14 protein-coding genes are annotated in these 13,806 nt (G+C 56.6%); 11 read left to right on the plus strand and 3 right to left on the minus strand.

The window, feature by feature from the left end; translation table 11 throughout:
* Nucleotides 1-15 precede the first annotated feature (15 nt).
* The 8 genes from ygfZ to ACESQ2_RS26230 all read left to right on the plus strand — a co-directional run bounded on the left by ygfZ (nucleotide 16) and on the right by ACESQ2_RS26230 (nucleotide 8,630).
* On the plus strand, nucleotides 16-999 hold the full coding sequence (gene ygfZ / locus ACESQ2_RS26195; protein WP_014226793.1) for a tRNA-modifying protein YgfZ: 984 nt from the start codon (nucleotides 16-18) through the stop codon (nucleotides 997-999).
* Between the two features lie 193 nt (nucleotides 1,000-1,192).
* The gene (gene dagR, locus ACESQ2_RS26200; RefSeq protein ID WP_014226794.1) at nucleotides 1,193-3,991 is read left to right on the plus strand and encodes a transcriptional regulator DagR; all 2,799 of its coding nucleotides are present in this window, start codon (nucleotides 1,193-1,195) and stop codon (nucleotides 3,989-3,991) included.
* A 120-nt stretch (nucleotides 3,992-4,111) separates the two neighbouring features.
* Nucleotides 4,112-4,537, plus strand: a complete 426-nt coding sequence (locus ACESQ2_RS26205) for a PTS sugar transporter subunit IIA (RefSeq protein ID WP_004854067.1) — start codon at nucleotides 4,112-4,114, stop codon at nucleotides 4,535-4,537.
* A gap of 12 nt (nucleotides 4,538-4,549) precedes the next feature.
* Entirely contained in the window at nucleotides 4,550-5,035 is a 486-nt protein-coding gene (locus ACESQ2_RS26210) for a PTS system mannose/fructose/N-acetylgalactosamine-transporter subunit IIB (RefSeq protein ID WP_004854068.1), read from the plus strand.
* Nucleotides 5,036-5,180: 145 nt separating this feature from the next.
* Nucleotides 5,181-5,930, plus strand: a complete 750-nt coding sequence (locus tag ACESQ2_RS26215) for a PTS sugar transporter subunit IIC (RefSeq protein WP_004124968.1) — start codon at nucleotides 5,181-5,183, stop codon at nucleotides 5,928-5,930.
* Nucleotides 5,927-6,787 (plus strand): PTS system mannose/fructose/sorbose family transporter subunit IID, encoded by an 861-nt coding sequence (locus ACESQ2_RS26220; RefSeq protein ID WP_014839507.1) that lies wholly within the window; start codon nucleotides 5,927-5,929, stop codon nucleotides 6,785-6,787. The genes ACESQ2_RS26215 and ACESQ2_RS26220 overlap by 4 nt, the downstream gene beginning before the upstream one ends.
* Before the next feature lie 3 nt (nucleotides 6,788-6,790).
* On the plus strand, nucleotides 6,791-7,900 hold the full coding sequence (gene dgaE, locus ACESQ2_RS26225; RefSeq protein WP_373171551.1) for a D-glucosaminate-6-phosphate ammonia lyase: 1,110 nt from the start codon (nucleotides 6,791-6,793) through the stop codon (nucleotides 7,898-7,900).
* Entirely contained in the window at nucleotides 7,887-8,630 is a 744-nt protein-coding gene (locus ACESQ2_RS26230) for a 2-dehydro-3-deoxy-phosphogluconate aldolase (protein WP_224260776.1), read from the plus strand. Before dgaE ends, ACESQ2_RS26230 begins: the two co-directional genes overlap by 14 nt.
* A gap of 159 nt (nucleotides 8,631-8,789) precedes the next feature.
* On the opposite strand, the gene ACESQ2_RS26235 is transcribed toward ACESQ2_RS26230, so the two are convergent.
* The gene (locus ACESQ2_RS26235; RefSeq protein ID WP_014839509.1) at nucleotides 8,790-9,449 is read right to left on the minus strand and encodes a hemolysin III family protein; all 660 of its coding nucleotides are present in this window, start codon (nucleotides 9,447-9,449) and stop codon (nucleotides 8,790-8,792) included.
* Nucleotides 9,450-9,610: 161 nt separating this feature from the next.
* Nucleotides 9,611-9,922, minus strand: a complete 312-nt coding sequence (gene yqfB, locus ACESQ2_RS26240) for a N(4)-acetylcytidine aminohydrolase (RefSeq protein ID WP_025105968.1) — start codon at nucleotides 9,920-9,922, stop codon at nucleotides 9,611-9,613.
* A 50-nt stretch (nucleotides 9,923-9,972) separates the two neighbouring features.
* Here yqfB and ACESQ2_RS26245 point away from each other — a divergent pair, with 50 nt between their 5' ends.
* The 3 genes from ACESQ2_RS26245 (at nucleotide 9,973) to ACESQ2_RS26255 (ending at nucleotide 12,937) form a co-directional block, all read left to right on the plus strand.
* Nucleotides 9,973-10,701 carry a MurR/RpiR family transcriptional regulator gene (locus ACESQ2_RS26245; RefSeq protein WP_025105967.1) on the plus strand — a complete coding sequence of 243 codons (729 nt, stop codon included), beginning with the start codon at nucleotides 9,973-9,975 and terminating at the stop codon, nucleotides 10,699-10,701.
* Nucleotides 10,702-10,822: 121 nt separating this feature from the next.
* Nucleotides 10,823-12,256, plus strand: coding sequence for a 6-phospho-beta-glucosidase BglA (bglA, locus tag ACESQ2_RS26250; RefSeq protein ID WP_025105966.1), 1,434 nt, complete (start codon nucleotides 10,823-10,825; stop codon nucleotides 12,254-12,256).
* 189 nt (nucleotides 12,257-12,445) lie between these two features.
* On the plus strand, nucleotides 12,446-12,937 hold the full coding sequence (locus ACESQ2_RS26255; RefSeq protein ID WP_049070068.1) for a protein disulfide oxidoreductase: 492 nt from the start codon (nucleotides 12,446-12,448) through the stop codon (nucleotides 12,935-12,937).
* 109 nt (nucleotides 12,938-13,046) lie between these two features.
* Here ACESQ2_RS26255 and ACESQ2_RS26260 read toward each other — a convergent pair whose 3' ends face one another.
* Complete coding sequence (locus tag ACESQ2_RS26260; protein WP_049070067.1) at nucleotides 13,047-13,790, minus strand: SDR family oxidoreductase; 744 nt, start codon at nucleotides 13,788-13,790, stop codon at nucleotides 13,047-13,049.
* Between the last annotated feature and the right edge of the window lie 16 nt (nucleotides 13,791-13,806).

The following is a 13,806-nucleotide window of genomic DNA, read 5'->3' on the forward strand; positions in this document are numbered from 1 at the left end:
ATTCAGGATATGACTATGGCTTTTACACCTTTTCCTCCGCGTCAGCCTTCCTCTTCCGCTCGTCTGCCGTTAACGCTGATGACGCTGGACGACTGGGCGCTGGCGACGATTACCGGTCCGGATGGCGAAAAATATCTGCAGGGGCAGATTACCGCCGACGTCAGCCACCTGACCGACGAGCAGCATCTGCTTGCCGCGCATTGTGACGCCAAGGGCAAGATGTGGAGCAATCTGCGCGTTTTCCGCCGCAACGAGGGTTTTGCGTGGATTGAGCGCCGCAGTCTGCGCGATGCGCAGCTGACCGAACTGAAAAAATACGCGGTGTTCTCTAAAGTGACCATCGCCGCCGATGATGAATCCGTACTGCTGGGCGTTGCCGGGTTCCAGGCGCGCGCTGCGCTGTCGCCGCTGTTTAGTGAGCTGCCGAACGCCGAGAAACAGGTTGTCAGCGAAGGTGCCACCAGCGTGCTGTGGTTTGCGCATCCGGCCGAGCGTTTCCTGCTGGTGACCGATGTGGCAACCGCCACCCGCATCACCGATGCGCTACGCGGTGAAGCGCAGCTCAACAACAGCCAGCAGTGGCTGGCGCTGAATATTGAAGCCGGGCTGCCGGTTATCGACAGCGCCAACAGCGCGCAGTTTATTCCGCAGGCCACCAACCTACAGGCGCTGGGCGGCATCAGCTTTAAGAAAGGCTGCTATACCGGCCAGGAGATGGTTGCCCGCGCTAAATTCCGCGGCGCCAACAAGCGCGCCCTGTGGTATCTGGCGGGAACAGCCAGCCGCGTACCTGAAGCCGGGGAAGACCTGGAGCTGAAGATGGGTGAAAACTGGCGCCGAACCGGCACCGTTTTAGCGGCCGTGCAGCTGGACGACGGTCGCCTGCTGGTACAGGTGGTGATGAATAACGATATGGAGCCGGACAGCGTGTTTCGCGTACGCGATGATGCCGGTAGCCTGAGCATCGAGCCGCTGCCGTATTCGCTGGAAGAGAGTTAAAACGATATTCCCTGCCGCCTTCTCCCCGGAGGCGGCAATCACGCGCCTGTCTGGGCGACCCCACCCGCAAACCACGAAACACCCGCGGCCGCGCGCTTTGCGCAAATGCGCCATCTCTGGCCCAGGCCACTTTCTTGCGTAGAAGAATAGTGTATGTTCTGAACAATCATTTATTTCTTAAGCGGTAAAAGAGATGAGACGGATTGAGGTCATACTGGGGGAACTGGAGCGGTTAACTCGCGGGCTGAATCTTGCGGATCTGGAACAGGAAACGGCATTTACGGCGGAAGCCATCGGCTTTAACCTCGGGCTTGCGCGCAACTCGGTCAGCAAAGACCTCAATCAGTTATGGAACGACGGCCTGGCGATTAAGAGCAGAGGACGCCCCGTGTTCTTTTGGCACCGCCAGGCAATGGAAACGCTGCTGGGGCGCAGACTGAATGATACCGAATGTGAAGTGCGCACGGTTGCCGACCTTCTGCCGCATCAGGAAGGTTGCTCAACGGATGACCCCTTCAGCGGCCTGATTGGCTACGATCGCAGCCTCCGTGATGCGGTGGAAAAAGGCCGCGCAGCGGTGCTTTATCCTCACGGGCTCCACGTATTGCTGACCGGCCCCTCCGGAGTAGGTAAAACTTTCTTTGCCGAGCTGATGCACCGTTTTGCCTGCGAGCATGCGGCGGGTTCTCCCCCGCCGCTGGTCTACTTTAACTGCGCCGAGTATGCGCATAACCCGGAGCTGCTCTCTTCGCATTTGTTCGGCCATCGGCAGGGCGCATTTACCGGCGCCAGTGAGAATAAAGCCGGTCTGGTGGAGCAGGCGGACGGCGGATATCTGCTGCTTGATGAGGTGCACCGCCTGCCGTATGAAGGACAGGAAAAACTCTTCTCCATTCTCGACAAAGGCCAATATCGCCCGCTCGGTTCAAGCGCCACGGCGCGGTCCATCACGGTGCGCTTGATTTGCGCCACCACCGAACCGGTCAGCTCAGCCCTGCTGCGAACCTTCCAGAGGCGCATCCAGGTCTGTATCGATCTCCCCGGGATCCGTCAGCGCTCGGTGGAAGAACAGGTGGAACTTATTGTCGGTTTTCTCCAGCGCGAGAGCCGCAAAATTGAGCGTACGGTCAGTATCGACAAAACGCTGTTGCTCTGGCTGCTGAATAAACCGCTGGAAGGCAATATCGGCCAGCTCAAAAGCGATATCCAGTTTCTTTGCGCCCAGGCGTGGGCCGCGGGAATGACCGAGCATAACGACACGCTCCAACTGGATAAACGGCTGGTAGAAGTGCCGTTCAACGCCACCCCGGAACAGCGTCTGCTGGTCGATACCTTGTTTGACGGCCAGGATCGGCTAAGCGTCGATGCGCGCACGTTGCCCGCATTGAAAACCTCTCTGGCGACAGGAGCGGAGATCGAAGAAAGCGATCTGTTTTACAGCTTCCTGACCCGCGAATACGTCAACCTGCGCAATAGCAACGTCCCACCGGCTGAGACGCTGGCGATCCTCAAAAACAAACTCAGTTCTATCTTTGAATATGGCCTCTACAGCCGCGACAGCGTGGCCCATCCGCCGCGCTATGGCGATCGGATTGAAGAGCGGGTGACCCTGCTGATTGGCTGTGTGGAACAGGTGCTGGGCTTTACGCTGCCAGAAAACCTGATGAATCCGCTGCGTAAACACTTTCTGGCGCTGATTGGCTACGTGCAGCGCGGGCTGATCCCACAGCTCTACTCCTCCAGCCTGATCCTCGACCGCTGCAAAGACGAGTATGAAAACGCGACTCTGCTGTGCCGGAAAATCAACGAGCTGCTGCATATTCAGTGCCCGGCGACGGAGGTCGTCTGGCTATGTCTGTTCCTGAAAGAGTGCCGCCATTATCGCCAGCGGATCGACGCCAGTCCCGACTGCGGCGTCATTTTAATCGCCCACGGCGCGACGACGGCGACCAGTCAGGCGCAGTACGTCAACCGGGTGCTGGAGCGCGAGCTGTTCAGCGCCATCGATATGCCCTTTGAGCAGTCGGTGCATGACACGCTGGAAACGCTAACCCAGCGGATCCAGAGCCAACGCTACCGGCGGCTGATTCTGATGGTGGATATCGGCTCGCTGGTGCATTTTGGCAGCACCATCAGCAAGCTATTCCAGATTGACGTCCTGTTAATGCCCAATATTACGCTGACCAGTCTGCTGGAGCTGGGTCTGGATTTAAGCTATGAAACCAGCGAGCTACCGCAGTTAGCGGAATTACTTCAGAGTAAAAATATCCCCTGTCAGCTCTGTACTCCGCAGCAGGAAAACGGCGGTAAGGTGCTGGTGATCTCCTGCATTACCGGCATGGGAACCGCAGAGAAAATCAAAAAAGTGCTGGAGGAAAGTTTTGGCGAGCTGATGTCGCAGGATACGCGAATGGTGATCCTCGATTACAACGAGGTTCGCAGCCTGGAGCGCGTTCAGCAGTCGCTGCTGGCCGGTGAGCGACTGGCGGGGATTGTCGGCACCTTCCAGCCGGGACTGCCGGATATTCCGTTTATCTCGCTTGAAGAGCTGTTCTCCGAGCAGGGGCCGGAACTGGTGCTCAGCCTGCTCACGCCGGACCTCTCAAGCAGTGAGCGCCGTCTGGAGATGGAGCGCAGCGCGATGCGCTTCATCAGCGCGCTGACCATGGAAAGCATCATCAACCATATTTCGGTACTCAATCCCCAGCGCATTCTCAAAGAGATGGAGGGGGTGTTTAACCATTTAACCACCTCGCTTTCGCTGAAACCCAGCCGCCAGGTGACACTGCGCTTCCTGATCCACTGCTGTTGCATGGTCGAGCGTATCGTAATTAACCGGAAACCGTTACAGATGTCGCTGGAGAGCCAGCCCGCGCTGGACGTCCGCGCGTTTAGTGTCATTAAATCCGCCTTCCAGCCGATCGAAGAGGCTTATGCCATTCGTTTATCCGACGCGGAATATTTTTATATCTACGAACTGTTGTATCGCTGATCCCTTAACTGGCGTGGCTTTACGCCGCGCCTGCCCCTCTTCGCCCCCCATGTGACACAAATTCTGGCACAGCCTTTGCTCTTATTACGTATATCAACGTAATAGCGCCAGGAGGCCATTTTGATTACCACTGAACCTTTGTCCCAGATCCTGCTGCTGACCCATGGCGGCTGGGGGCAACAGCTCTGCAACAGCCTGTGCATGGTGACGGGCGAAATTAAAGGCGTAACGGAAATCGCCCTGATGCCCGTCGATACCTTGGGCGAGTTTTATCAGCGCGTAGAAGCCGTCGTGAAAACCCTGCCCGAAGGCTCGCTTATTCTGACCGATTTTATTGGCGGGACCACCTCTAACGTGGCCGCGCGGCTAAGCGCCGATTATCCGGTGGCGGTGATTTCCGGACTGAATGCCTCGCTGCTGCTGGAGGCCCTGGACAAGCGGGAACAGGGGCCGCTATCCGCCTGCGTAGCTGAATTAGTGGAAGCCGCGCGCAGCAGCTGTCTGGACGTTGTCGCCCACGTTCGGCAATTACAACAATCACAATAAGGAAAAAATATCATGGCTAACATCGTGTTATGTCGCATCGACAGCCGCCTCATTCATGGACAAGTGGTGACGAAGTGGGTCGGACAATCCCAGGCCAACCGGATTGCGGTAGTGAGTGATGAGCTGGACGCCGATCCGTTTATGAAAAATATCTATCTGATGGCGGCACCGCCAAACATCAAAGTGGATTGCTACAGCAATCAGAGCTTTGCCGCATCATGGAAAGAAAACCAGCTTGGCGACGGCAGCGTGCTGGTGCTGTTCCCCTCTCTCGCGGCGATTCAGGAAGCCGTACAGCTCGGGTTTGATGTTTCCGCCATTCAGGTTGGTGGCTTAGGCGGCGGGCCGAACCGCAAGGTCGTTTTCCAGAACATCACGTTGGATGAAAAAGACGTTGGCATTCTTCACGACCTGAAAAGTCGAGGGATTAAGGCGGTCTTCCAGACTATCCCGGAAGATAAGCCTCAGTCGCTGGACGATATCCTGAAAAAATTCTAACCATTTAACATACACAAAATCATTCTGGATGCATCGAGGCGGCAACTGAGTGAATCCCCTGGAGCTTACTTAAGTAAGTGACTGGGGTGAGCGAAGGCAGCCAACAAAGAGGCAGCCTGAAAGATGAAGTGTACAGGAAAAAACTATGGATACTTTAGTCTTCGCAAGCCTGATGGGGTTGTATTACTGGTTTGCCCGCTTACGTCTTGGCTACACCTTCTCCGCCATGCTGTTACAACCTGTTGTAATCGCCGTTTTTGTCGGCCTGCTGTTGGGCAATATGGAAACGGCGATGATTATTGGCGCAGGTATGCAGCTGGTTTACCTCGGCGTGACCTCAACGCCCGGGGGTAACGTGCCGTCAGATCCGGCGCTGGCCGCCTGTATCTCGATTCCTATCGCCGTAAAAGCCGGAATGGATCCGAACCTGGCCATCGCGCTGGCCATCCCGTTTGGCGTGATCGGCGTATTCCTTGACCAGCTCAGACGCACGCTGAACGCCGCGTGGGTGCATATGGCGGATAAACACGCGGAAACGGCCAACATGGGCGGTATTATGCGCTGCGCGTTCCTCTACCCGGCGTTGCTCGGCCTGGTGCTGCGTTTCCCGGTGGTGTTTGCTGCCAACTATTTTGGCCAGGACGTGGTAGAGAGCTTCCTCAAGCTGATGCCGCACTGGTTGACCCACTCCTTTGAAATTATGGGCGGAATTCTGCCGGCGCTGGGCTTTGCCATCACCATCATGGTGATCGGTAAGAAGAGCCTGCTGCCGTGGTTTATCGGCGGATTCTTTGCGGTGCTGTACCTGAAGGTGGACATTATGGCGATGGCAATCTTTGGTACCTGCGTGGCCTTCCTGATTAAGGGCCTGGCGAAAAATGAAGGAGCAGCATGATGAGCAGCGATGTAATGCAGCATGAACTGGTGGAGCGCGCGCGGGAGAACGGCACGCTGACCAAAGCGGACATCACCAAAGCCTGGTTTATTTACTGGCTGGGCGCGGAAGTTTCCAGCTCCTATGAGCGTTTACAAAGCCTGATTTTCTGCGCCTCAATGACGCCGATTATCAAAAAACTCTACCCGCAAAAAGAAGAGCAGGTGGAGGCGCTAAAACGCCATCTGAACTTCTTCAACTCTGAGCAGACCTTTGGCGCGGTGATTCAGGGGATCTCGATTGCGATGGAGGAGCAGAAAACCCGCGGTGAACCGATTAGCGACGCGTCTATCACCGGGATTAAAACCGGGCTGATGGGGCCGCTGGCCGGAATGGGGGACTCCATCATCTGGGCGGCCGTCATGCCGTTGCTGATTGCGATTTTCATCCCGTTCGCCGCCAGCGGCAGCGCGATGGGCGGCATTGTGCCCTTAATTCTCTATCCGGCCATTACGCTGGCGATCAGCTACGGCATGGTGCACAAAGGCTACACGCTGGGACGCGACTCAATCATCGGTCTGCTCCAGGGTGGGCGAATTAAGGAGCTTATCTACGGCGCGAACGTGCTGGGCCTGATAATGATGGGCGCGCTCTCCGCAAGCTACGTCAAAATAACGACCCCCTTAAAGCTCAGCGCGCTGAAGGGCTCGGAGGTGGTGGTCCAGCAAATCCTCGACTCTATCGCGCCCGGCCTGTTGCCGCTGGCGGCGGTGTTTGCCATCTACTTCTATCTGGTGAAGAAAGGGCCGCGCTACACCACCATTCTGCTGTCAATTGTCGCGCTCAGCGTGGTCTGTTCGCTGCTGGGAGTGCTGTAAACCATGACGCAGAATATCTATCAACAGCTGGGGTTAAAACAGGTGATTAACGCCTGCGGCAAAATGACGATTCTGGGCGTTTCCAGCGTGGCGCCGGAGGTGATGCAGGCAACGGCGCGGGCGGCATCGGCCTTTGTGGAAATCGACAGGCTGGTAGACCGAACCGGCGAGCGGGTCTCCCGCTTTACCGGCGCGGAGGACAGCTATATCACCTCCTGCGCCTCGGCGGGAATCGCCATCGCCGTGGCCGCCGCGATTACCCATGGCGACCAGGCGCGAGTGATGCAGATGCCGGACAGTCGCGGTATGGCCAACGAAGTCGTCATGCTCCGCGGGCATAACGTCGATTACGGCGCGCCCATCACCAGCGCGATTCGCTTAGGCGGTGGGCGCGTTGTGGAGGTCGGTTCAAGCAATCTGGCGGCGCGCTGGCAGCTGGAGAGCGCGATCTCTACCAGCACCGCCGCCCTGCTGTATGTGAAATCACACCACTGCGTGCAAAAAGGGATGTTGAGTATCGAGGATTTCGTGCAGGTCGCACAGACTCACAACCTGCCGCTGATTGTCGATGCCGCCGCCGAGGAGGATTTACGCGTCTGGGCGGCGAGCGGAGCGGACATGGTTATCTATAGCGGGGCAAAAGCGTTTAACGCGCCCACCTCCGGATTTATCACCGGGAAAAAACAGTGGATAGCGGCGTGTAAGGCGCAGCATCACGGTATTGCCCGGGCGATGAAAATCGGCAAGGAGAATATGGTCGGTCTGGTTTATGCGCTGGAACACTATCATCAGGGGCAGAAGGGGGTCACAGCCGAGGAACTCCTGCCCGTCGCGAAAGCGATCTCAGCGATAAACGGCTTACAAGCCGATATTGAGCAGGATGAAGCCGGACGCGCTATCTGGCGTATCCGCATTCAGGTGAATGCCCAGGCGCTGGGCCTGGATGCCCGCGAAGTCGAAGCACAGCTGCGCAACGGCGATATCGCCATTTACGCCCGGCGCTATAACCTCCATCAGGGGGTTTTTAGCCTGGACCCACGAACGGTAGCCGAGGGTGAAATGAGCCTGATCGTGGCGCGCCTAAAGGAGATTGCAGACCATGCAGCAAATTAATTTTTACCGTCAACGCGTCGCGATTAACGTACTGGCGAAAGATATCGCCAACGCCCGGGACATTTATGATGCCGCCGAAGGCCATGCGGCGATTGGCGTCCTCTCGGCACAGTTTGCCTCCATGGAAGAAGGTGTTCAGGAGGTAAAACGCTGGATGGCGGAGATACCCTCCATCTCCGTAGGCCTGGGCGCCGGCGATCCTGCGCAGTATTACAAAGCGGCGATGATCGCGTCAGCGCTTCACCCGGCGCACGTTAATCAGACCTTTACCGGCAGCGGGTTTGCCGCAGGGGCGCTGGCGGCTACGGGGGGGCAGCAGACCTGCATTAACGCGCTGGTCAGCCCGACGGGAACCCCTGGCGAGGTTCTTATCTCCACCGGCGTCAGCAGCTGTCAGGGCACGCCGGCCCGCGTCTCCTGCGATGCGGCGGTACGCATGATGCAGGACATGGGGGCCCATGCGGCGAAGTTTTTCCCCATGGGCGGCGAAAAGTCGTTACCGGAGCTGTATATGCTGGCGACCACGGCAGCCCGTAACGGGATGACGTTAATCGAACCAACCGGCGGAATCGATCTCGATAACTTTGGCATTATTTTGCAAAGCTGTCTGGAGGCAGGCGTACCTCGCGTGATGCCTCATGTTTACAGCTCGATAATCGACCCGCAAACCGGCAATACCCGGCCAGAAGATATCCGCAGATTAATGGATATCGTGAAAACCGTGGTCTGAATAAAAAGCACCAGGCCGTAGCCCAGGCAGGCAAGCCATCACCAACGGAGAATGTCCCGGAGGCGGCGCTGGCGCGCCATGTCCGGGCTACCAGCCCTCAGACGACGGTGAAGCTGTAGCCCGGCTAAGCGTAGCGCGAGCCGGGAGATTTCGCGAAATTTAAACCTGCCCGACGTACAAATAAATGGCCAGGAAGTGGCACACGCTGCCGCCCAGGACAAAACCGTGCCAGATAGCGTGGTTGTACGGAATACGTTTGCAGACGTAGAAAATAACCCCCAGCGAATAGACCACGCCACCCACGGCAAGCAGCGTCACGCCGCCCACCGCCAGCTTAATCGCCAGCTGATAAACGACGATCAGCGACAGCCAGCCCATGGTCAGGTAGGTCACTAAAGAGAGGATCTTAAAACGATGCGCAATGGTCAGCTTAAACAGGATCCCCAGCAGCGCCAGGCTCCAGATAACGATCATCAGCCCGCGCGATAGCGGCGAATTTAGCCCCACCAGCAGAAACGGCGTGTAGGTCCCGGCAATCAGCAAATAGATGGCGCAGTGGTCGAATTTTTTCAGCCACAGCTTAGCCCGCTGATGCGGAATCGCGTGATAGAGGGTCGAGGCGAGGAACAGCAAAATCATGCTACCGCCGTACAGGCTGTAGCTGGTAATGGCCGTGGCGCCGGCGTTGCTGTCCACCGCCTGCACCAGCAGCAGCACCAGACCGACGATACCGAACACCAGCCCAATCCCGTGACTGACGCTGTTGGCAATTTCCTCTGCCAGAGAATATCCCTGTGTGATTAACGATTTGCGAACCATATTTGACTCCGAAAACAAGTACGCTTTCAATGCACACTTAGGTTAACTGAGAATGATTCCAGTGAACACCTGTTCGCTAAAATAAAAAGATGAATATTTATGAACAGTATAAAATCAATAGGTTACATAAATATTTCAACTAACAGACGTTCACTGTTTATTTAAAGCTTTTCGAATTCAATAACATAAAACTGCTTTTCTTCAGGATAGATCTCCGCAATCACCTCACGCAGCTGCGCCAGGGTCATATTCTCCTGCTGCGCGTGCAGTTCACTCAGCGTATCCAGCGTCACCGTTGAGGTGGCCACCACGCGAATGGTGCAAAAATAGCCGTCATCTTCATAGCGGCCAACGCGCAGCACATCGCCCGTTTTAAAGTGTGATTCAGCCGCATCGCGGATGGTAATGGTTTTGCGTCCGGCGAGGATGTCGTCCTGAAAGCGCTGAAAAAAGGTTATGTCATTTGGCTGCATGATATCATTCCGTCCTGGTCATTATGAATTGTGAGTTTGCCACTGTGAGTATCTTCTCCCACGCCGCTATCGCCAGTCTCAATAATCTTGAGATGATGGTCTATCACTACGTCATTAAAAATCGCGACAAAGTGATGTACATGACCATCCGCGAGCTGGCGGAAGCGGCCGGAGTCTCCACGACTACCGTTTTGCGCTTCTGCCGCAAGCTGCAGTGCGAAGGCTACTCGGAGTTTCGCGTACGCTTTAAATTATATCTGGAGCAGAATGAGCCTCAACAGGCAAATATCGGCGCCAGCGAAATAATGAGCTTTTTTAAAAGCGTTAATAACGATGAATTTGACCAGCTGCTCGAGCAGGCGGTCGATATTATTCTGTCTTCAGAACGTATTATTTTTGTTGGTGCCGGCACCTCCGGCGCGCTGGCAAAATATGGCGCGCGTTTCTTTTCTAACGTCGGGAAATTCAGTAACCATATCGACGACCCTTATTTCCCGGTGACCAATGATATGGCGCGTAATGCGCTGGCCATCGTGCTGTCGGTCTCCGGCGAAACCGAAGAGATCCTGCGCTTCGCCAGCCAGTTCAGCCTGCATCGCTGTAAAGTGATGTCTATCACCAGCCACGAGCACTCGCGGCTGGCAAAGCTTGCCGACTTTAATCTCTCCTGGCACGTTCCGCAAACGCGCATCGGCGGCGTCTATGACATTACCACCCAGATCCCGGTCATTTATATTCTGGAAACGCTTGGGCGTAAATTAGCGCGCAAACTCGCCTGAAAATAACAGGGTGTTTTTTCGATGTAACAAATTCCATTCCGGGAAAATTGTTATATCGTGACATTTATATTCCCTTTGTTAGACTCGCAGCCAACAAGTCATTAAGACGAGATGAGCAAAGATGAAGAAAATTCCTTTACCAAAAGACTTTTTATGGGGTGGCGCCGTCGCCGCGCACCAGGTTGAAGGCGGCTGGAATAAAGACGGCAAAGGCCCGAGCATCTGCGACGTGCTTACCGGCGGCGCGCACGGCGTGCCGCGCGAGATAACCCAGCAGGTAGAGCCGGGCAAGTACTATCCGAACCACGAAGCCATCGATTTCCACGGCCGCTACAAAGAAGACATCAAGCTGTTCGCCGAAATGGGCTTCAAGTGCTTCCGCACCTCTATCGCCTGGACGCGCATCTTCCCGCTGGGCGACGAAAGCCAGCCGAATGAAGAAGGGCTGAAATTCTACGATGACATGTTCGATGAACTGCTGAAGTACAACATCGAACCGGTTATTACCCTCTCCCACTTTGAGATGCCGCTGCATCTGGTTCAGCAGTACGGCGGCTGGACCAACCGCAAAGTGGTCGATTTCTTTGTGCGCTTCGCCGAAGTGGTCTTCGAGCGCTATAAGCACAAAGTGAAATACTGGATGACCTTTAACGAGATCAACAACCAGCGTAACTGGCGCGCGCCGCTGTTTGGCTACTGCTGCTCCGGCGTGGTCTATACCGAGCATGAAAACCCGGAAGAGACCATGTACCAGGTGCTGCACCATCAGTTTGTCGCCAGCGCGCTGGCGGTGAAGGCAGCGCGTCAAATCAATCCGGAGATGCAGGTGGGCTGCATGCTGGCAATGGTCGCCCTCTATCCGTTCTCCTGCAAGCCGGAAGACGTGATGTTTGCCCAGGAATCAATGCGTGAACGCTACGTCTTTACCGACGTCCAGCTGCGCGGCTACTACCCGAGCTACGTCCTGAACGAATGGGAACGCCGCGGCTTCAATATCAACATGGAGGACGGCGATGCGCAAATCCTGCGCGAAGGCACCTGCGCGTATCTCGGCTTCAGCTACTACATGACCAACGCGGTGAAAGCGGAAGGCGGCACCGGCGACGCGATCTCCGGCTTTGAAGGCAGCGTGCCCAACCCGCACGTCAAAGCCTCCGACTGGGGCTGGCAGATTGACCCGGTCGGCCTGCGCTATGCGCTGTGTGAACTGTATGAGCGCTACCAGAAGCCGCTGTTTATCGTCGAAAACGGCTTCGGCGCGTACGATAAAGTCGAGGAAGACGGCAGCATCAACGACGACTATCGCATCGACTATCTGCGCGCTCACGTCGAAGAGATGATCAAAGCGGTGACTTACGACGGCGTTGAGCTAATGGGCTATACCCCGTGGGGCTGCATCGACTGCGTCTCCTTCACGACCGGTCAGTACAGCAAGCGCTACGGCTTTATCTACGTCAACAAACATGACGATGGTACCGGCGATATGTCCCGCTCGCGCAAGAAGAGCTTTAACTGGTACAAAGAGGTTATCGCCAGCAACGGCGAGAAACTGTAATCATCTTGCCCCTTTCCAGCCGGAAGGGGGCAAAACTTCCCACAAAACAGACACTTCTTTACAGCTTTAGCATTACTAACCCACGCTCAGCCGCTAAGATAAACCACATAAATGTTGAGTCGCTGATGCTGACTTCGTGAATCAGCGCCGCACGCTGCCGGCCTTTCCGGCGCATCACAATGTAGAAAAATGATGCTAAACGTCTTCAGACAGATCCTGATATGGCTGCTGATTGTCGCCGCCGTCAGCCTGGCGGTGGATTACCTGCGCAGGCCCGCGCTGCCGCAGAATTTCTCCAGCATGCCGCTGCAAACGCTTGATGGCCGAACGGTCGATCTGGCGGCAATGAGCCACGAGCGCCCTTTGCTGCTGTACGTCTGGGCCACCTGGTGCGGCGTTTGCCGCTATACCACCCCGTCGGTGGCCGCTTTAGCCAACGATGGCGGCAATGTGATGACGGTAGCGCTACGCTCCGGCGACAACGCCGCTCTGGCGCGATGGCTGGCGCATAAAAAAATGGCTCTGCCGACGATCAATGACGCCAGCGGTCAGCTATCCCAACTGTGGGAGGTGCAGGTCACGCCGACCCTTATCGTTATCTCGCGAGGCGAGGTGAAGTCAGTCACCACCGGCTGGACCAGCGGCTGGGGGATGCGCCTGCGGCTGTGGCTGGCGTCGTAGCGCATTTCCCTGCTTGCGCTGCGCTTAGCAGGGCCAGGGATGGGGTGAGGTAAACAGATGTTGTATCCCGGGCAAGGCGTTAGCCGCCCCCCGGAAAACGAGTTGCCGATTATCTCCCGCCCGCCAGCTCCAGAAAGCTGCCGGTCACGTAGGAAGCCTTCTCACTCAGCAGCCAGACGATGGCCTGAGCCACCTCCTCCGGCTGCCCGCCGCGCCGCATGGGCAACATCGACTTCACGCGATCCACGCGCCCCGGTTCACCGCCGCTGGCGTGCATGTCGGTATAAATTAAGCCGGGGCGCACGCCGTTAACCCGAATCCCCTGCGCCGCTACCTCCAGCGACAGACCGGTGGTCAGAGTATCAACCGCGCCCTTTGACGCGGCATAATCCACATACTCCCCCGGCGCCCCGAGGCGCGATGCTGCGGATGAAACATTCACAATCGCCCCGCCTTTACCGCCGTGCTTGTGCGACATCCGCTTTACCGCTTCCCGGCAGCAGAGGAAGTAGCCGGTCACGTTGGTGGCCAGCACCCGGTTAATCCGCTCCGCGCATAGGCTTTCAATCGTCCCCTGGGTAAATAAAATGCCGGCGTTATTGACCAGCGCGGCGAGCGGTTCGCCGAGGCGATCGATAGCGGCAAACATCGCCATCACCTGCGCTTCATCGCTGACGTCCGCTCGTAGCGCAACGGCTTTGCCGCCGCTGGCGATAATTTCGTTCACCACGCCGGTCGCGGCAGCGCTATTTTGATGGTAATTCACCGCCACGGTATAGCCTTCCTGCGCCAGCAGCAGCGCCGTCGCTTTACCTATTCCCCGGCTGCCGCCCGTCACCAAAGCTATCGTCATGCCATTCTCCCAAAAA

Origin of the sequence: Klebsiella sp. Q11, assembly GCF_964241505.1 — a bacterium.
In the GTDB taxonomy this organism is placed as follows: Bacteria; Pseudomonadota; Gammaproteobacteria; order Enterobacterales; family Enterobacteriaceae; genus Klebsiella; species Klebsiella michiganensis.